The 16999-nt window shown below is 74.8% G+C and carries 18 protein-coding genes; 9 read left to right on the plus strand and 9 right to left on the minus strand.

What is annotated here, in order from left to right; genetic code table 11:
- The first annotated feature begins 189 nt into the window (after positions 1-189).
- Positions 190-651, plus strand: a complete 462-nt coding sequence (locus ACIA5A_RS27265; RefSeq protein ID WP_396767286.1) for a DUF1801 domain-containing protein — start codon at positions 190-192, stop codon at positions 649-651.
- Here the strand turns inward: ACIA5A_RS27265 and ACIA5A_RS27270 are convergent.
- Positions 620-1636, minus strand: a complete 1017-nt coding sequence (locus ACIA5A_RS27270) for a methyltransferase (protein WP_396767287.1) — start codon at positions 1634-1636, stop codon at positions 620-622. The genes ACIA5A_RS27265 and ACIA5A_RS27270 overlap by 32 nt on opposite strands.
- A 162-nt stretch (positions 1637-1798) precedes the next feature.
- Here ACIA5A_RS27270 and ACIA5A_RS27275 point away from each other — a divergent pair, with 162 nt between their 5' ends.
- Positions 1799-2662 (plus strand): TauD/TfdA dioxygenase family protein, encoded by an 864-nt coding sequence (locus ACIA5A_RS27275; RefSeq protein WP_396767288.1) that lies wholly within the window; start codon positions 1799-1801, stop codon positions 2660-2662.
- A 6-nt stretch (positions 2663-2668) separates the two neighbouring features.
- On the opposite strand, the gene ACIA5A_RS27280 is transcribed toward ACIA5A_RS27275, so the two are convergent.
- Positions 2669-3841 carry a cytochrome P450 gene (locus ACIA5A_RS27280; protein ID WP_396767289.1) on the minus strand — a complete coding sequence of 391 codons (1173 nt, stop codon included), beginning with the start codon at positions 3839-3841 and terminating at the stop codon, positions 2669-2671.
- A 155-nt stretch (positions 3842-3996) separates the two neighbouring features.
- On the opposite strand from ACIA5A_RS27280, the gene ACIA5A_RS27285 reads away from it, so the two are divergent.
- Together ACIA5A_RS27285 and ACIA5A_RS27290 are read left to right on the plus strand one after the other, a co-directional pair.
- Entirely contained in the window at positions 3997-5166 is a 1170-nt protein-coding gene (locus ACIA5A_RS27285) for a nucleotide disphospho-sugar-binding domain-containing protein (protein WP_396767290.1), read from the plus strand.
- Between the two features lie 21 nt (positions 5167-5187).
- Positions 5188-6390 (plus strand): cytochrome P450, encoded by a 1203-nt coding sequence (locus ACIA5A_RS27290; protein WP_396767291.1) that lies wholly within the window; start codon positions 5188-5190, stop codon positions 6388-6390.
- Between the two features lie 15 nt (positions 6391-6405).
- Here the strand turns inward: ACIA5A_RS27290 and ACIA5A_RS27295 are convergent, their stop codons facing one another.
- Positions 6406-7815 carry a condensation domain-containing protein gene (locus tag ACIA5A_RS27295; RefSeq protein ID WP_396767292.1) on the minus strand — a complete coding sequence of 470 codons (1410 nt, stop codon included), beginning with the start codon at positions 7813-7815 and terminating at the stop codon, positions 6406-6408.
- A gap of 66 nt (positions 7816-7881) precedes the next feature.
- Here ACIA5A_RS27295 and ACIA5A_RS27300 point away from each other — a divergent pair, with 66 nt between their 5' ends.
- Both ACIA5A_RS27300 and ACIA5A_RS27305 read left to right on the plus strand, forming a co-directional pair.
- The gene (locus ACIA5A_RS27300; RefSeq protein ID WP_396767293.1) at positions 7882-8838 is read left to right on the plus strand and encodes a 4'-phosphopantetheinyl transferase family protein; all 957 of its coding nucleotides are present in this window, start codon (positions 7882-7884) and stop codon (positions 8836-8838) included.
- 2 nt (positions 8839-8840) lie between these two features.
- The gene (locus tag ACIA5A_RS27305; RefSeq protein WP_396767294.1) at positions 8841-10163 is read left to right on the plus strand and encodes a glycosyltransferase family 2 protein; all 1323 of its coding nucleotides are present in this window, start codon (positions 8841-8843) and stop codon (positions 10161-10163) included.
- An 11-nt stretch (positions 10164-10174) separates the two neighbouring features.
- On the opposite strand, the gene ACIA5A_RS27310 is transcribed toward ACIA5A_RS27305, so the two are convergent.
- From ACIA5A_RS27310 to ACIA5A_RS27325, 4 genes are all read right to left on the minus strand, one after another.
- Positions 10175-11416, minus strand: a complete 1242-nt coding sequence (locus ACIA5A_RS27310) for a beta-ketoacyl-[acyl-carrier-protein] synthase family protein (protein ID WP_396767295.1) — start codon at positions 11414-11416, stop codon at positions 10175-10177.
- Positions 11417-11430: 14 nt separating this feature from the next.
- Positions 11431-11691: a phosphopantetheine-binding protein gene (locus ACIA5A_RS27315; protein WP_396767296.1), complete on the minus strand. Its 261-nt coding sequence runs from the start codon at positions 11689-11691 to the stop codon at positions 11431-11433.
- 40 nt (positions 11692-11731) lie between these two features.
- Positions 11732-13000: a cytochrome P450 gene (locus ACIA5A_RS27320; protein WP_396767297.1), complete on the minus strand. Its 1269-nt coding sequence runs from the start codon at positions 12998-13000 to the stop codon at positions 11732-11734.
- Positions 13001-13068: 68 nt separating this feature from the next.
- Positions 13069-13641: a hypothetical protein gene (locus ACIA5A_RS27325; protein ID WP_396767298.1), complete on the minus strand. Its 573-nt coding sequence runs from the start codon at positions 13639-13641 to the stop codon at positions 13069-13071.
- A gap of 79 nt (positions 13642-13720) precedes the next feature.
- Between ACIA5A_RS27325 and ACIA5A_RS27330 the strand changes: the two genes are divergently transcribed.
- Positions 13721-14080, plus strand: a complete 360-nt coding sequence (locus ACIA5A_RS27330) for an MmcQ/YjbR family DNA-binding protein (protein WP_396767299.1) — start codon at positions 13721-13723, stop codon at positions 14078-14080.
- 7 nt (positions 14081-14087) lie between these two features.
- Here the strand turns inward: ACIA5A_RS27330 and ACIA5A_RS27335 are convergent, their stop codons facing one another.
- Positions 14088-14906, minus strand: a complete 819-nt coding sequence (locus tag ACIA5A_RS27335) for an endonuclease/exonuclease/phosphatase family protein (protein WP_396767300.1) — start codon at positions 14904-14906, stop codon at positions 14088-14090.
- A gap of 229 nt (positions 14907-15135) precedes the next feature.
- On the opposite strand from ACIA5A_RS27335, the gene ACIA5A_RS27340 reads away from it, so the two are divergent.
- Both ACIA5A_RS27340 and ACIA5A_RS27345 read left to right on the plus strand, forming a co-directional pair.
- Positions 15136-15477: a GlsB/YeaQ/YmgE family stress response membrane protein gene (locus ACIA5A_RS27340; RefSeq protein WP_396767301.1), complete on the plus strand. Its 342-nt coding sequence runs from the start codon at positions 15136-15138 to the stop codon at positions 15475-15477.
- Positions 15477-16019, plus strand: coding sequence for an adenylate kinase (locus ACIA5A_RS27345; RefSeq protein ID WP_396767302.1), 543 nt, complete (start codon positions 15477-15479; stop codon positions 16017-16019). The genes ACIA5A_RS27340 and ACIA5A_RS27345 overlap by 1 nt, the downstream gene beginning before the upstream one ends.
- Before the next feature lie 33 nt (positions 16020-16052).
- On the opposite strand, the gene ACIA5A_RS27350 is transcribed toward ACIA5A_RS27345, so the two are convergent.
- Entirely contained in the window at positions 16053-16994 is a 942-nt protein-coding gene (locus ACIA5A_RS27350; protein WP_396767303.1) for an acyltransferase domain-containing protein, read from the minus strand.
- Positions 16995-16999 lie beyond the last annotated feature (5 nt).

Below are 16999 nucleotides of genomic sequence, written 5' to 3' on the forward strand. Positions count from 1 at the left end.
CTAGTCGCCACGCGAGACGTTACCGGCCGGAACTCCCGCGAACAACCATTGATAAATGCACCAATTCATGGGTGCTGACCAATGCGATGACGATATTCTTCGGCAAATTGGCCGATGCTCAGTCAAATGAGCCTTTCCGCCGCAGGTCGGCCCCCGCCGGTTGTCGGACCCGGCTGGCACCATGACCGCATGACGCGAGCGAAGCAGCCGGTGACCGTGCCGGTCGACACGAGTGTCGACGACTTCCTGGCGACGGTCCCCGACGACCGACGGCGGGCCGACGCGCGGCGACTCCGGGTCGTCCTCCAGGAGGTCTCCGGCGAGGCGCCGGTCCTGTGGGGCGCGAGCATCGTGGGCTTCGGCAGCCATCGCGGCCCGACCGGCGACTTCTTCCTGGTCGGCTTCTCGCCGCGCAAGCAGCATCTCGTGCTCTACCTGGCGGGTGACTACGCCGACCGACACGCCGCGACGCTCGCCCGGCTCGGCCCGCACCGGACGGCGAAGGCGTGCCTCTACCTGACCCGGCTCGACGCGGTCGACGAGAGCGTCCTGCGGGAGCTTGTCGACGCGTCCGTCCGGGAGCGCCGGGGCGCCGACCGGGCACAGGGGCCCGGCGGGATCAGCGCGCGGCCGCGAACTCCATCAGGGTGAGCCCGTCCGTGCCGGTGAAGGTGCGCCGGGGCGCCAGGCCGGCGGCGGCGGCCAGCGCGGCGTGCTCGGCCACACTCCGTTCCCGGCCACCGACCAGCACCAGCATCCGCAGGTCGTACGCGGACAGGTGCGGCACGTGCGGCACGGTCGGCAGCACCTCGACGACCAGCACCCGCCCGGCGTCGCCGGCCGCCTCGGCGCAGCGCCGCAGGATCGCCGTCGCGTGCGTGTCGCTCCAGTCGGTCAGCGCGCGCGACACGACGTAGACGTCGCCGCCGGCCGGCAGCGGGGCGAAGAAGTCGCCGACCACGGTCTCGGCCCGATCGGTGAGACCGTGCGCGGCGAACGTCCGGGCGGCGGTCGCCACCGGCTCGGCGCGGTCGACGAGCGTGCCGCGCAGGTGCGGGTGCGCGCCCAGCACCTCCCGCAGCAGCCCGCCGGCGCCGCCGCCGACGTCGACGACGTGCGCCACCTCGGCCCAGGGGTAGAGCGCGGTCACCTGCGGCGCGGTGAACCGCTGCTGGCTGAGCATCAACGCGTCGAAGTAGGCGCGGCGCTCCGGGTGGGCGTCCAGGTCGGCCCAGAAGTCGCGCCCGTGCACCGCGCCGTAGCCGGGGTCGCCGGTGCGGATCGCGTGCGGCAGCCCGGCCCAGGCCAGGTCCATCCGCGCGCCGAGACCACCGAGGTCCAGGTCGGCGCCGCGCCCGCCGCCGTCGCGGTCGCAGAGCAGTTCGCCGACGTCGGTCAGCGCGAACACGTCCGGCGACGGCTCGACGAAGACGTCCCGGTGGGTCAGGTGGCGCAGCAGGCGACCCAGCGCGGCCGGATCGACGTCGCACGCCTCGGCCAGCTCGGCGAGGCCGGTGACGCCGGCCGCGATCCGGTCCGGCACCCGCAACGTCACCGCGGTGCGCACCGCGAACGGGGTCGCCAGGTCGGTGAGCCGGTCCAGGCGCGCGCCCGCGTCGTCCCCGTCGATCGCCACCAGCGTCCTCCCCCGCGCGCCGGCCGGGAGGCGACCGCCCGCCGGCGCAGCGAATGATCCCAAGCCGCCGGTGGGCGCGTCAACGACAACGCTGGTGAGGACATTCACGAACGTGGAAGAATGCGCGGACGGGGCGCCGCGTGCAGACCGGGAGGACCATCGATGACCACTTCCACCGCCGCAGACGTCCGGCTCGTCGCGGGCGCCCTGGGTGCCGAGGTCCACGGCATCGACCTCAACACGTTGACCGACGACGGTTTCGCGCTCATCCACGACCTGCTGCTGAAGCGCCAGGTGGTGTTCGTCGCCGGTCAGGCGGGGCTGACGCCCGAGGCGCACGTGGCGTTCGGCCGCCGCTTCGGCGAGGTCGAGCTGCACCCCTACCTGCCCCGGCTGGACGGGCATCCGGAGATCGTCGTCATCGACTCGACCGACGGCGGGAAGGTGGACGTCTGGCACACCGACATGACGTTCCACCAGAGCCCGCCTATCGCGTCCATCCTGCACCTGACCGAGTTGCCCGAGGTCGGCGGCGACACCATGTGGACCAACCAGTGCCGGGTCTACGAGGCGCTCTCCGCGCCGCTGCGCGACCTGGTCGACGGGCTGACCGCGATCCACGTCATCCGGATCGGCACCGAGTTCACCAGCCGCGCCGAGCATCCGGTGGTGCGCGTGCACCCGGAGACCGGACGCCGCTCGCTGTACGTCAACCGGCTCTTCACCTCGCACATCCCCCAGCTGACCCGCACCGAGAGCGACGCGTTGCTGGAGCACCTGTTCCGGTTCTCCGAGAGCCCGCAGTTCACCTGCCGCTACCGCTGGCGGGTCGGCGACGTCGCGGTGTGGGACAACCGGGTCACCCAGCACTACGCGATCAACGACTACGACGGCGTCCGGCGCGGGCAGCGCATCACCGTGCTCGGCGACCACCCGACCGGCGACCCGCCCCGGTGGGCGCACTACGCGCCGGCGCCGGGCGAGCGCTACTGGCCGGACCGGGTCAACGCGGTGGAGAGCTACTGACCGCGGTCACCAGGTGACCGGGAACGAGGCGATCCCGCCGTTCATCCGGTCGTGCCGCCACGGGATCTCCTCGAGCGGCACAGCCGGCGCCAGCCCCGGCATCCGGCCCAGCAGCGCGCCCAGGGACAGCTCCACCTGCATCCGGCCCAGCGCGGTGCCGAGGCAGAAGTGCGGCCCGAAGCCGAAGGTCAGGTGCGGCACGCTCGGCGTCCGGTCGATGTCGAACGTGTTGGGCTCGGGGAAGTGCCGGGGGTCGCGGTTGCCGGCCCACGGGATCGCCATCACGCAGTCACCGGCGCGCATCGCGACGCCGCCGAGGGTGAGGTCCTCGCGCACCACCTGGACGCGGAACATGCTGCTCACCGACGTGTAGCGGAGGATCTCGTCGGTGGCCGCGGCGAGCTTCTCCGGGGCCGCGCGCAGCTTCGCCAACTGCTCCGGGTGCTGGAACAGGGCGCGCAGGCCGGCGCTCGTCGCGTTGATCTCCAGCCCACCGAGCAGCACGCCCATGGCCAGCTCGACCAGCTCGGCGTCGACGAGCTCGTGCGCGTCCTGGCCGCGAACCCACGCGGAGAGCAGGTCGTCGCCGGGTTCGGCCCGCTTGCGCGCCAGTTGCCCGGCCAGGTAGGCACGCAGTTGCGCCTGCGCGTCGGCGGCGCCGGCCGAGCCGTACGCGGTGACCGAGTTGAGGCCGGCGATCCAGTCGTAGAAGCGGGGGCGGTCGCCGGCCGGGACGCCGAGCACGTCGCAGACCACGAACACCGGCAGCGGCGCCACCAGCCCGGCCACCACGTCGGCCGGGCGGGGACCGGCGAGCATCTCGTCGACCAGCTCGTCCACCAGCCGGCGTACCCGGGGGCGGAACGTGTCGATGCGGCGGGCGGTGAACGCGCGGCCGGCCACCCGGCGGACCGCCGCGTGCGCCGGACCGTCCATGTTCAACTCGCGGGGGCCGCCGGCGCCGGGCGTGGTGGTCCCGCCGAGCGGGAGCCGGGAGAACCGGGGGTCGGCCAGGACGGTGCAGCAGTGCTCGTAGCTGAGCACGAGCCAGGCCGCCCGCCCGTCGGGCAGCCGCACCTTGCTGATCGGCTCGGTGACGACCATGTCGAGCAGCTCGGGTGGCAGGTCGCCGGTGAACGGTTCGAACGGATAGGGTCGCAGCCCGGTATTGGCCGGCACCGGTCAAGACTCCACCACGGTTTGCCGGTCGTCAATATCTATTGACGGTGTCGGCGACCTTCCGCGCACCGACGTCCGTCGCCTAACATCTGTGTTCCGGGACTGCCCTTTCGTGCGCGGATTGGTGGGATTTGACGGCGGCCTTACGCATTCTGATGTCCACCTGGGGTTGGCGGTCGCATTTCTACGGCCTGGTTCCGCTGGGCTGGGCGTTGCAGGCCGCCGGGCACGAGGTGCGGGTGGCCAGCCACCCGTCGATGGTCGCGCCGATCAGCACCGCCGGGCTCGCCGCCGTGCCGCTCGGCGCGGACGTCGACTTCGCCGAGGCGTTCTCCGGCCGGATCGGCGCGGTGGGCGACCTGGACCGGCCGGACGCCACGGCGGCGGGCGCGCTCGAACCGGCGATCACCGCCGACGGCGGCGTGGTCCGCTTCGCCGACGCCCTCCTCGACGAGCTTGTCGCCTACGGCCGGCAGTGGCGGCCGGACCTGCTGGTCTGGGAGCCGTTCAACCTGGCCGCGCCGGTGGCCGCCGCCGCGCTGGGCGTGCCCGGGGTGCTCAACCTCTGGGGGCCGGACTCCTCGGTGACGCTGCGCCTGGACCCGGAGTCGGTGATCGGGCCGCTCGCCGCCCGGTTCGGGCTCGCCGCCACCGACGTGGCGTTGCACGGCGACCTGACGCTCGACCCGGCGCCGCCACCGATGCAGGTGCCGCTGGCCGGCCCCGCCCGGCCGGTGCGCTTCGTGCCGTACAACGGCGCGGCCGTGCTGCCGGCCTGGCTGCGCGGCCCGGCGGCGCGGCCCCGGGTCTGCGTCACGGCCGGCACCATGATGGCCGGCGTCGGGCTGGACGATCGCCTCGACCTGTCCCGGGTCGTCCGGTCGGTCGCCGAGCTGGACGTGGAGGTCGTCGTGGTGGTCGAGCCCCGCCAGCGGCGAGGGCTGGACGCGTTGCCGGCCAACGTCCGGCTGGCCGACGCGCCGCTGGCGCTGCGCCTGGTGCTACCGACGTGCGCCGCGATCGTGCAGCAGGGCGGCGCCGGCACCACCATGACCGCGCTCGTCCACGGCGTGCCGCAACTGGTCCTGCCGCAGGTGAGCGACCAGCACTTCAACGCCGAACGGCTGGCGGCCACCGGCGCCGGCACCTGGCTGGCGCCCGAGCGGGCGGACGGGCCGACGCTGCGCGACGCGGTAGGCGACCTCGTCGGCGACGGACCGGCCCGGGCCGCCGCGGCGCTGATGCGCGACCGGATCCACGCGCTGCCCAGCCCCGCCGAGGTGGTGCCGGCGCTGGCCGCGCTCGCCGCACGCATCCCGACCTGACCGTCCGCGAAGGAGTCGCAGATGACGCAGCAGCCACCCGTCCCGTACCCGCTCGCGCCGGCTCCCACGATCTACCACCCGTCGCCGGACTACACGCGGCTGCGCGAGACCTGCCCGGTGGCCCGGGTCGAGCTGCCCGACGGGGGCTCGGCCTACCTCGCCACCCGGCACGCCGACGTCCGCCGGGTCTTCACCGACCACCGGTTCAGCCGGGCGGCGGCGGCCGGTCCCGACCGGCCGACCCGCGAGCTGGGGTCGCTCGCCGAGGACTCGCTGATCGGCATGGACCCGCCCCGGCACACCCTGATGCGCCGCGCGGTGTCGCACGCGTTCACCGTGCGGCGGGTGGAGGAACTGCGGCCCACGGTGGCGGCGCTGGTGGCCGCGATGATCGACCGGATGGAGGCGGCCGGCCGCCCGGCCGACCTGATCACCCATCTGTCCGCGCCGCTGCCGCTCGTCGTGATCAGCAGGCTGTTCGGCATCCCCGACCAGGACCGGGAGCGGGTCCGGCAGTGGTCCGACGCGCTTGTCGGCGACTGGGACGCCGACCCGGCGGCCCCGCTGGCCGCGCTCGACGCGTTCCGGGAGATGATCGACGAGCGCCGCCGGCACCCCGGTGACGACCTGATGAGCGCGCTCATCGCCGCCTGGGACGAGCACGACGACCTGACCGAGCGGGAGCTGGTCTCGGTCACCGCCGGCATCTTCGTGGGCGGTCACGAGACCACCACCAACCAGCTCAACCTGTTCCTGCTCGTGCTGGCCCGGCACCCGGAGCAACTGGCCGGGCTGCGCGGCGACGACCCGGTCGCGGTCGCCCGTGCGGTCGAGGAGCTGTCCCGCTTCATCCAGCTCGGCGACAACGGGGTGCTGCTGCCCCGGGTCACCACCGAGGAGGTGGAGCTGGGCGGCGTACGCCTGCCGGCCGGTTCGGCGGTGATGCCGGCGATCGCCTCGGCCAACCGGGACGCGACGGTGTTCCCCGACGCCGACTCGCTCGACCTGGACCGTACGCACAACCCGCACCTGGCGTTCGGCGCGGGCCCGCACCACTGCCTCGGCGCGGCGCTGGCGCGGATGGAGTTGCAGGAGGCGCTGGGCGCCCTGCTGCGCCGTCTGCCCGGCCTGCGGCTCGCGGTCGACGAGTCGGCGCTGCGGTTCCGCCCGGGCCTGGTGGTCCGCAGCCTGGAGTCGTTGCCGGTGACCTGGGACGACAGGTGAGCGGCGGGGCGCCGGTCAGCCGACCGACCCGGGCGTGACCCGGGTCGGCGCGGCGGCGTCGAAGGCCGCCTCCACGGCCACCTCCTCGACGCCGCGCAGCACCCCCTCGGCCTGCGCCTCGGTGAAGCTCGCGAAGTCGAAGATGACCTGGAGCAGCACCGTGTCCGGATGGTCCTCGACGGTGATGAACGCCTGCTCGGGCAGGTGGTCCAGGGGGCCGTCCCAGACCAGGAACGTCTCGGCCGCCCGCCGCCGGATCGCCTCCGGGGTCACCTCCTCGTCCCGGACGCCGTCCGCCGCCGCCGTCCGGGTGGTCACCCGCCGGTCGTTGATCCGGCAGCTCACCCGGGCCGGATACCCGCGTTCGGCGTCCCACCGCGCCTCGCATTCCTGAAGCTGCGCCGGGTCGTAGTAGGCGTACATGCCGGCCGTCATCGAGGCCCGGCGGGCGCGGGCGACCACCTCGTCCACCGTGGTGTCGGCGGTGTCCACGGTCAGCACGCCGTTCTGGCTGAGCGGGGCGATCGCCTCGGCGAAGCCGGGCCGGAACCGGTTGCCCACGATGAGCTTCGCGGTGAGCGGGGTGACGCCGGTGGCCCGGCCGATCGCGACGGCGATGACCGCGAGCAGCACGCGCGAGGTGTCGGTGCGGGTCCGCCGGGCGATGGCCCGCACCGCCAGGTACGCCGCCGGCGAACCGAACCGGCCGTGCCAGTAGCGGTGGCCCCGCCGGCCGCCACCGGGGGTGGGTTCGCCGAACGTCAGCGGCGGGACGGCCCGCAGGTGCGACGCCCAGTGGCGGACGGCTCGGTCGCTCACCGCGCGCAGCGGCGGCGTCGCCTCCCGCCGACCGAGGTCGAGGAGTTGCACGGTGCGCGGGTCCCGGGTCGGGCGGAGCGCCGGCGTGGCAAGCCCGAGGTCGGCCAGGACCAGCGACGTGGCGGTGCCGTCCACCACGAGGTGGTCGAACGTCAGCACCCGGTGCACCAGCGCGCCCCGGTGCCGGACCACCGCCATCCGCACCGACCAGTCCCGGTGGAGGTCGTAGGGGGCCAGCAGGCGGGCGTGGCCGAGCTGGTAGGCGAACGCCGCCACGTCGGCCGGGTCGGCGTCGTCGGGGACGTCGACCACGTCGAGGGCCGTCTCGCCGGTGGCCGCGACGACCTGGCACGGTTCGCCCCGCTCGTCGTGCCCGAGGCGCATCCGCAGGGCCGGGTGCCGGCCCATCAGGTCGGCCAGTTCCGCGGCCACCTGCTCGACGGTGACGCCGGCCGGCATCGGGTGCGCGCCGCTGACGTTGTGCGTCCAGCCGGTCTCCCGCATGTCCCGCAGGATCGCCTTCTGCCCCCAGGTCAGGGGCGCGGTGCCGGCGCCCGGCCCGGCGAACGGAACGGGGACCCGCACCTGGGCCGTCTGCGCCAACACCGGCCTATCAGAGCAATGCGCATCGGCGTGTGTCAACGTCCTTCCGGGGCCGTTAGGCTGCCGTGCATGCGGGACACCGTGCGGGTCTGGGTGGTGTCGGCCGGGGTCTCCCCGGCGGAGCTGGCCCGCTGCCACGCGGTGCTCGACGCGAGCGAACGCGCCCGCGCCGGGGCGCTCCGCAGCGCAACGCTGCGGGACCGGTTCACTGTCGCGCACGGCGCGCTGCGCGTCCTCGCCGGCCGGGCGGCGGGCGTGCCGCCGCGGGCCCTCGTCTGGCGCCCGGGCCGCTACGGCAGGCCGGCGCTGACCGGAGCGCACGCCGGGCTGCACACCAGCCTGTCCTACTCCGGCGATCTCGTCGCGGTGGCGCTCGGCGCGGGCCGCCCGGTCGGGGTGGACGTCCAGCACCTCCCGCCGGGGCGCGACCCGGTGTCCCTGGCGGAGCGCTTCTTCCATCCGCGGGAGGCGCGGCACGTCGCCGGTGGGGCCGACGCCGCACAGCGGGCGGAGCGGTGCACCCGGCTCTGGGTCCGCAAGGAGGCGGCGGTCAAGTGCGCCGGGGGCCGGCTCTGGCCCAACCTGGCCGTGCCGGTGCACGCGGGTGACGTCGTGGAGTGTGTCGAGCCGCCCGGCCGGATCCGCCTCGTCGACGTGCCGACGCCCGCCGGTTACCGGGTGGCGGTGGCCCGCGCCGGTGACGCCCCGTACGCGGTCGCGTTCTACCCGTTGACACTCGCCGATGTCCTTTGCTGTGATGAGTCCATGGTGGAGCCTGGGCGCGACGAGGTCGTCAAGAGCCTGACCGCGTTGCTGGAACGGATGCTCCGGCCGGACGCCCCGGTCACCGAAGGCACCCAGTTGATGGACGAGCTGGGGCTCAGCTCCTCGCTCGCGCTGGAGCTGCTGCTGGAGCTGGAGGACGAGCTGGAGATCCAGATCGACGTGGAGGATCTGGACGAGGACCGGATGACCACCCTCGGCGACCTGGCGGACCACATCGTCGCCAACTCCACCCCGCGCTGACCATGCCGACTCAGGGCCGGCCGGGCCTGAGCGTGGTGGTGCCGGCGCACGAGAACGGCGCGGCGCTCGACGCGACGTTGCACTCGCTCACCCGCCAGACCCTGCCGCCTGACGACTTCGAGGTGATCGTCGGCGACGACGGCTCGGCGGTCTCGCTGGCCCCGGTCGCGCAGAGGTACGCCGACCGACTGGCCGTCACCTGCGTCCGCAGCGAGCGCAACCGCGGGCGCAGCGCCAACCGCAACGCGGCGGCGGCCCGGGCCCGCGCGGAAACGCTGATGTTCCTGGACGCCGACACGGTGGCGCATCCCCGGCTGCTGGAGCGGCACCGCGACTTCCACGCCGGGCGCGGCGGGCGGCCCGGGGTGCTGCTCGGGCAGCGCTACGACCTGGACTGGGCCGGCGCGGACGCGCTGCGCCGCGGCGAGCCGATCGATCCGGCGATGCTCGACGCCGAGCGCGGCGACCCGCGCCTGGAGGACACCGCCCTCCCGCAGCGGATGCGGGACTTCCCGCGCGCGCCCTGGGTCCTCGGGTTGACCCACAACGCCTCGGTCGACCACGAGTCGTTCCGGCGGGTCGGCGGCTTCGACGAGGCCATGGTCAAGTGGGGCTTCGAGGATCTGGACTTCTTCTACCGGGTCTTCCACCTGCACGGCGCGCCGCCCGAGCTGTTCCGGCTGGACGTGGACGCGTTCTCCTACCACCTGCCGCACTTCCGCCGGACCACCAACGGCCTGGCGTCGATGGACAACATGAAATACCTGCTGCGCAAGCACCTGCGCTACGACGTCGAGGTGCTGTACGCGATAAACACGTTCGGCCGGCACCTGGGCCGCATCCGGCTCTACGGCGACGCGATCGACGCGTACCGGCGGGGCGGGCTGGGTCGGCCGGCCGCGCTGCCCGCGGCGCTGCGCGCCGAGCTGGCCACCAGCCGGGCCCTGGTCGTCGGCAACGGGGTGTCCGCGCTGGAGCTGGGCGCCGGCTCGCACACCTTCGACCACGCGGCCCCGCCCGGCGAGACGAACTCGCACCTGCTCGGCACCGTCCTGCAGCAGTTCCGCACCGGCGCGCTGGACCTGATCGTCAACGTCGACCTGTGGCGGTGCCTGCTCCCCGACGACCTGCCGGCGTTCCTGACCCGGGGGCTGCTCAAGGCCGACCGGATCGAGCTGGTCGCCAGCCGCACCGACCTCGACCAGCGGACGTTGCTGCCGGTGCCGCTCGTCGCGGACCTGGACTACCTGGTCGACATGCTGGACCCGCACTTCGCCGTCACGGTCGCGGCGCACGACACCGCGACGGTCGTCACGGTGCGCTGAGCCGGGCGGGGTCAGCCGACCGACGCCGGGTGCCCCAGCACGAGGCTCACATTGTGGCCGCCGAAGCCGAACGAGTTGGACAGCACCGCGTCCACCGCCACCGCGCGGGCCTGTTTGCGGATGTGGTCGACGTCGCCGCCCGGGTCCGGGTCGTCGAGGTTGTGGGTGGGCGGCAGCAGGCCGCGCCGCAGCGCCTCGACGCCGATGGCCGCCTCGATCACGCCGGAGACGCCGAGCATGTGGCCGGTGACGCCCTTGGTCGAGCTGAGCGGCGGCGGGTGCGCGCCGAAGACGTCGTGCAGCGCGGCCAGCTCGGCCGCGTCGCCGGCCCGGGTGCTGGTGCCGTGCGCGTTGACGTAGCCGATGTCGTCGAGCCCCAGGCCGGCGTCGCGGACCGCCATCCGCATGCAGTGGGCCGCGCCGGCGCCGTCCGGGCGCGGCGTGGTCGGATGGTACGCGTCGTTCGTCGCGCCCCAGCCGAGCACGTCGGCGTGCCGGCGGACGCCGCGCGCGGCGGCGTGCGCGGCGCGTTCCAGCACCAGGACGCCGGCGCCCTCGCCGAGCACGAGTCCGTTGCGGCGACGGTCGAACGGCCGGCTCGCGGCGGTCGGGTCGGCCCAGTTGCGGGCCAGCGCCCGCGCGTTGCCGAACGCGTCGACGAACGCCGGGAACAGCGGCGCCTCGGCGCAGCCGGCGACCACGACGTCGGCCTCGCCGGCGCGCAGGATGCGCAGCCCCTCACCGACCGACTGGGCGCCGGCCGCGCACGCCGTGCCGATCGACGAGGTGTAGCCGCGGATGCCGTGGGTGATGGCGATGCGCGCCGCGCCCATGTTCGGCAGCGTGCCGGGCAGCATGTACGGGCTGACCCCGAACCGGCCCCGCCGGGCGCGTTGCAGGACCTGGTCGGCCAGGGTGGACAGGCCGCCGACGCCGGAGACGACGACGGCCACCCGGTAGGGGTCGACGTCCTGGCCGATCCGCAGGCCGGCGTCGGCCAGCGCGTCCGCGGCGGCGCGCAGCGCCATCACGATCGAGCGGTCCACCACGCGCGACTCCGGGCCCGGCAGCACGGTGGCCGGGTCGATCGCCGGGGCGAACGCCGCGACGTCGACCACGCCGTCGACCGGGTGCCCGGGCGGTGGCCGGGACAGCCCGGAGCGGCCGTCGCACACCGCGTCGAACACCTCGGCGGCGGTCGCGCCGACGGGGCCGACCAGCCCGATGCCGGTGACCGTCACGCGCTCCCGCACGGCCGGCGCGCCGGTCAGCGCGCGGACGCCGGTTGGATGCGTTGCGCCACCGTGTGGGAGAACTCGTCGAGGGTCATCATGGCGAGCATCTCCGCCTCGTCGTCGTCGAACGCCACCCCGAACCGGTCCTCCACCCGGACCGCCAGCTCGGCCAGGCCGAGGGAGTCCACGTCGAGTCCGGCCGGGCCGAAGACGGTGTCGTCGTCGACGTCCTCGACGTCGTACTTCATCTCGGTCAGGGCGGCGAGAAGGAACGCGCGGATCTCATCGGTCATGGCCGGTCGGGTCCTTTCCCCAGCGTGACATCGACCTTACTCAATCGGCATGGTTTGGCAAGGCGCCGATCGGCCGGTGCGGGGCGGTCAGCCGGACCGCCAGGTGGTCGTAGCCGCGCAGCATGAGCGCGCGTCGCTCGCCGGGCTCGGCGGCGAGCGCCAGCGCCGGGAAGCGCTCCAGCACGCGGGGCAGGACCAGTCGGCCCTCCGCGCGGGCCAGCGCCGCCCCGAAGCAGTGGTGCGGCCCGGCGCTGAACGCCAGGTGCCGGTTGTCCACCCGGGACGGATCGAAGACGTCCGGGTCGGGAAAGCGGCGCGGATCCCGGTTGGCGGCGCCGGTCAGCACCACCACCGAGCGGCCCGCCGGCACCGGCAGGCCGGCGACCTCGGTGTCCTCGGCGGCGTAGCGGACCGCGAAGTGCACGGGCGGCTCGTACCGGAGGATCTCCTCGACGTAGGACGCGGCGAGCGACGGGTCGGCGCGCAGCGCGGCCAGCGCGTCGGGGCGGGCCAGGAGCAGGACCAGACCGTTGCCGAGCAGGTTCGCGGTGGTCCGGAACCCGGCGTTGTACATGATGATCAGGTTGGCCAGCAGCTCGTCGGCGGAGAGCTGGTCGGGGTCGCGGTCCCGGATCCGGGCCAACGCCGACACCAGGTCCGCGCGCGGGCGCGCCCGGCGCTCGGCCAGCAACCCGGTGAAGTACGCGGTCAGCTCCGTCGCCGCCTCGTTCGCGGCCCGCACCTCCCGCATCGAGCGGCGGCCGATCTCCAGCACCGCGTCGAACGCGCGGACGCGGGCCGGGAACCAGTGCCGGTCCCGCTCCGGCACGCCCAGCAGCTCGCCGACGACGTCGCTGGGCAGGGTGAGCGCGAACGCCGCCATGAACTCGACCGGGCGACCGCCCGCGCCCACCGCGGCGAGCCGGTCCAGCAGGCCGTCGGCGATCCGCACGATCGCCGGTTCCAGCGCGGTGACCCGGTGCGGGGTCAACGCCTGGCTGAACAGCCGGCGGATCCGCTGGTGGTCGCCGGGCGCGGCGTTGAGCATGGACGTCTGGAGGATCCGGATCGCCGGGTGCGCGCGCCAGCGCACCCCGGCCCGGTCGAGGTGGTCGGCGCCGAGCACCCGGAAGACCGGGTCGCGCAGCACCTGGTTGACCGCCGCCCAGCCGTGCACGACCAGGGCGTGCGGCTCGGCCGGCCGCAGCGCGACCGCCTCCCCCATCGCGTGCAGCCGGGCGTAGAACGGGTACGGGTCGCGCCGCACCCGCGCGCCGAGCAGGTCGTCGAGGGAGATGGAGTCACCCATGGGCCGCTCCTCGTGGCGCGTCGGCGTGCGGCGACCATAGACTCACCGCGACCGATGTGTCCACGGGCTCACGGCGTGGCGGTCACCGGCGGTGGCTCCTTGCCCCGGACGGCGAGGAGCTGGCCGCCGTACTCCTCCTTGGTCGCCTCGAACGCGTCGCGGAAGGCGCGGAACCGGCGGGTCAGCTCGGCGGCGGGAAGCGGCCCGTCCGACTCGCTGTGGAACACGCGCAGCGCCTTCTGCAGCCGGACCGCCTCCTGGTGCCCGAGCAGCGACTGCTCCCAGTCCCGCAGGAGCTGCTGCCCGAGCTGCCCGGCGGCGGCCACGAACCCCAGCACCGCCGGCACCCAGGCCGGTGCCGCGACCGCGAGCGCCAACGGGACCGCGAGCGCCGACAGCCCGGACGTGAACGCCAGGCACCGATGCCGGATCGCCCGGACCCGAGCCGTGCGCACGACCCAGGCGATGTGACCCTGCGCCCAGTCCAGGTAGTCGCGTTCGGCGCGGCTCAGCTCCCCCGGCGGCTCGTAGCGCCGGAACGCGCGCGGATCGGGTCGGCTCTCCTCGGTCAGCAGCGTGCGGACCACGGTCAGGACCGCCGCCAGGGTCAGCAGCGGCACGGCCCGCCTCGGTCGCGGCATGCGCACCTCCAGAGATTCCGACCCGCAGGGTAGGACGCGCGTGCCATCGACCCACCGTCGGTTGTCGTACGGTGGATCGATGTCCGACATGGTGGAGAGCATCCGGCGGGCCTGCCTGGCGCTGCCCGAGGTCAGCGAGCGGCTCAGCCACGGCACACCGACCTGGTTCGTGCGGGGGAAGAAGTCGTTCGCCACCATCTGGCCCGACGGCCACCACCAGGACGAGTTCCCGCACCTGTGGTGCGCCGCGCCGACCGGCACGGCCGCCGAGCTGGTCGCGGCGGACCCGCGCACCTACTTCCGCCCGCCCTACGTCGGGGGTCGCGGCTGGGTCGGCGTCCGCCTCGACACCGGGATCGACGACGCCGAGCTGGCCGAGGTCCTCCAGGACGCGTACCGCGCGGTGGCGCCGGCCACGCTTGTGGCCCGCCTGCCGTAGGGCGCGCTCAGCGGGCGGTCGTCGAGCCGCCGGCCGGCGCGCCGCCGCCGACCGTCAGGGTGGCCAGCAGCGCGGGGTGGTCGGTCGAGCCGGCCATGTCCAGCGCGCGCCGGCAGCAGATCGTGACGTCGCTCGTCGCGATGATCTGTTGCCGCGCGCCGTCGTCGATCCGCCGGTAGTCCGGCGGCACGCACGAGCGCACGTCGGGCACGCCGCCGGCCCGCAGGTTGAGGTCGCCGCCGAGCACGGTCGGCGCGTACCCTGCGGCGCGCCGGACGGCCGGCACCACCGCGCCCACCAACTGCCCGCACTGGGCCAGCGCGACGGCGCCGTCGGTGTTCGCCAGGTGGGTGGTGCAGGCGTGCAGCACGGCGACGGCGTGCAGGCAGAGCCAGACCCGCTCCTCGGGGTCCGCGAGGTCCTGCGCCGGATAGGTGCCCCGGTGCACCTCGGGCCGGTCGCCGCCAGCGTCGAGACGGGCCAGCAGCCCGATCCCGTACGGCTGGCCGTTGACGCACCGGGTCGCGGCGCCGCTGGGGCGGTCGCCGGCGGCCTGGAACGCGGCGTCGATCCGGCTGCCCGGGTGGACGGCGGCGAGCGCGCGTCGCAGGGTGTCCACGTCGTCGCGGCAGACCTCGTTGAGCGTGACCACGTCGGGCACCTCGGCGGCGATCACCCCGGCGGCCCGCGGCACCGCGCGGCCGGTCCAGCAGCCGGCCCGCCCGCTGTTGCAGAGGTTCATCTGGAGCACCCGCAGCGTGCCCGGCCCGGTGCCGCCGGCCGGCGACGAGCCGGCCGGTATCCCGGCCACGACCAGCAGGAACACGACGGCCAGCGCCCGGCGGACGTGCCGGGCGGGGCGGGTGGTCGACTGCGCGGACAGCGGGGCTCCGGCGGGGTGGGATCGTCGGCGGGGTGGCCGTGATCCTAGCGCCGGCCGACCCCGGCGGGTCGACCCGCTCGCGCCCGACGGCCGGAACGCTCCGACGGTCGGTGTTTCCGAAGGTGCGCGCGGTGGGCATGATTGCCGGCACCCGGGGAGGGAGTGACGACAAATGCTCGTGAGTGGTTATCTGGGCGCGGTGCTCATCGGCGCCCTCATCGGTCTGCTCGGCCGGCTGGTGTTGCCCGGCCGGCAGCGGATCGGCGTCTTCGCGACGTTCCTCATCGGCGTCGGCGCGGCGGTGCTCGGCACCGTGGTCGCCCGTTGGGTCGGCATCGCCGACGACGCGCCGGTGCGGCTGTGGGTGCTGCGGTGGGACTGGATCGTGCTCGGGCTCCAGGTCGGCTTCGCGGTGGTCGGGGTCGCGCTGGCGAACATGCTCACCTTCACCCGGCTGGCCGGCGGTGACGACGAGGCCCGCCGGCGGAGCACCCGCGGCAAGGCCCGGAGCTGATGACCGCACCGGCCCGCATCCTCGTCTACGGGGTGTACGGCGCCGGCAAGTCGACGCTGGCCGCGAAGCTGGCCGACCGGCTCGGGCTGCCGTGGTTCCCGGTCGACGACCTGCTGTGGCTGCCGGGCTGGGTGGAGGTGCCGGTGGCCGAGCAGCGCAGCCGGATCGAGGCGATCTGCCGGCGGGACCGGTGGATCCTGGACGGGGCCTACCACGGCTGGCGGGACGTGGTGCTGGCCCGCGCCGACCTGGTCGTCGGCCTCGACTATCCGCGCGGGCTCTCCTTCCGGCGGCTGCTGCGACGTACCGCCGGGCGGCTGGCCAGCGGGGAGGAGATCTGCAACGGCAACCGGGAGTCGCTGCGCAGCGTGCTCTCCCGCGACTCGATCCTCGTCTGGCACGCCGGCGCGTTCGGCCGGGCCCGGGGGCGGATGCGCGCCTGGCGGGCCGACCCGACCGGGCCGCCGGTGCTGCTGTTCGGCACCCCGGCGGAGTTGGACCGCTGGCTGGCCGACCTGCCGTCGTCGCTGCCGAAGGCGTAGACGCCCGTCGGGTCGCCCCGACAGGTGGACCGGCTAGATCGGGAAGCGGCCGACGCGCCACTGCCAGTGCCGGCCGGCCGCGAGGTGGTCGACGACGGCGCGCTGGAGCGCGGTGCGCCGGGGCAGCCGCTCCAGCGGCGTGCTGAGGTCCCGGAACACGAACCGGCGCACCTCGACGTCGGCGTCGATCCCCTCCGGCTCCTGGTAGGGCTCCAGCGTGAAGCGGCGCTGGAACCGGACGATGTTGGCGTCCTCGGGGAGGTGGTCGCGCAGTTGCGGGTCGAGCAGCCAGGAGCCGCAGGAGAACTCGGTGTGGGGCTCGTCGGGGAAGTGGCGCGGGAAGAACTTGCGGGCCGCGTCGAGCGAGGCGTCGACCGCCTCCGGGGTCAGCGGCCCGGACTCGGGGACGTGCAGGCCGATGGTCTCGCCGCGCTGGTGCTGCAGGCGGCCCAGCTCGTAGACGCCGCCGCGCGCGTGCAGCGTCAGCCAGCTCTGCATGACCGGCCAGCCCTCGCCGCGCATCCGCCTGTCGACCGCGAGGTTGCGGCCCAGGTCGGCGAGGGTCGTCCAGGACACCTCGTCGTCGATGCCGTGGTCGCGGTGGTATGCCCGCACCACGTCGACCAGGGCGAGGTAGGCGTAGCCGTAGAGGTGTCGCCAGGCGGGGCCGCGCTCGCGCGGCAGCGCCGGCCCGGGTGGCAGCCAGTCGTGCCCGCCGAGGTCGGCGCGGACCAGCGCGACGGAGCGGTCGAGCAGCCAGCGCAGCTCCGGGGTCCACAGCGGGGAGTCGGGCACGGGCCAGCCGGCCAGGATCTCGGCGGCGTCGTCCGGGGGGACGGCGAGCCGGCCGAGGATCGCGGGCGCGTCGGCGAGATCGGGCAGCGGCGCCGACGGCCGGTCGCCGGCGAGCCGGTGCACGCGCTCGACCTCGTCGACGGGCACCCCGAGCCGGGCGGCGGTGTCGGCCAGATCCACGCGGA

Origin of the sequence: Micromonospora sp. NPDC051300 (assembly GCF_044455315.1) — a bacterium.
Lineage (GTDB): Bacteria > Actinomycetota > Actinomycetes > Mycobacteriales > Micromonosporaceae > Micromonospora > Micromonospora robiginosa.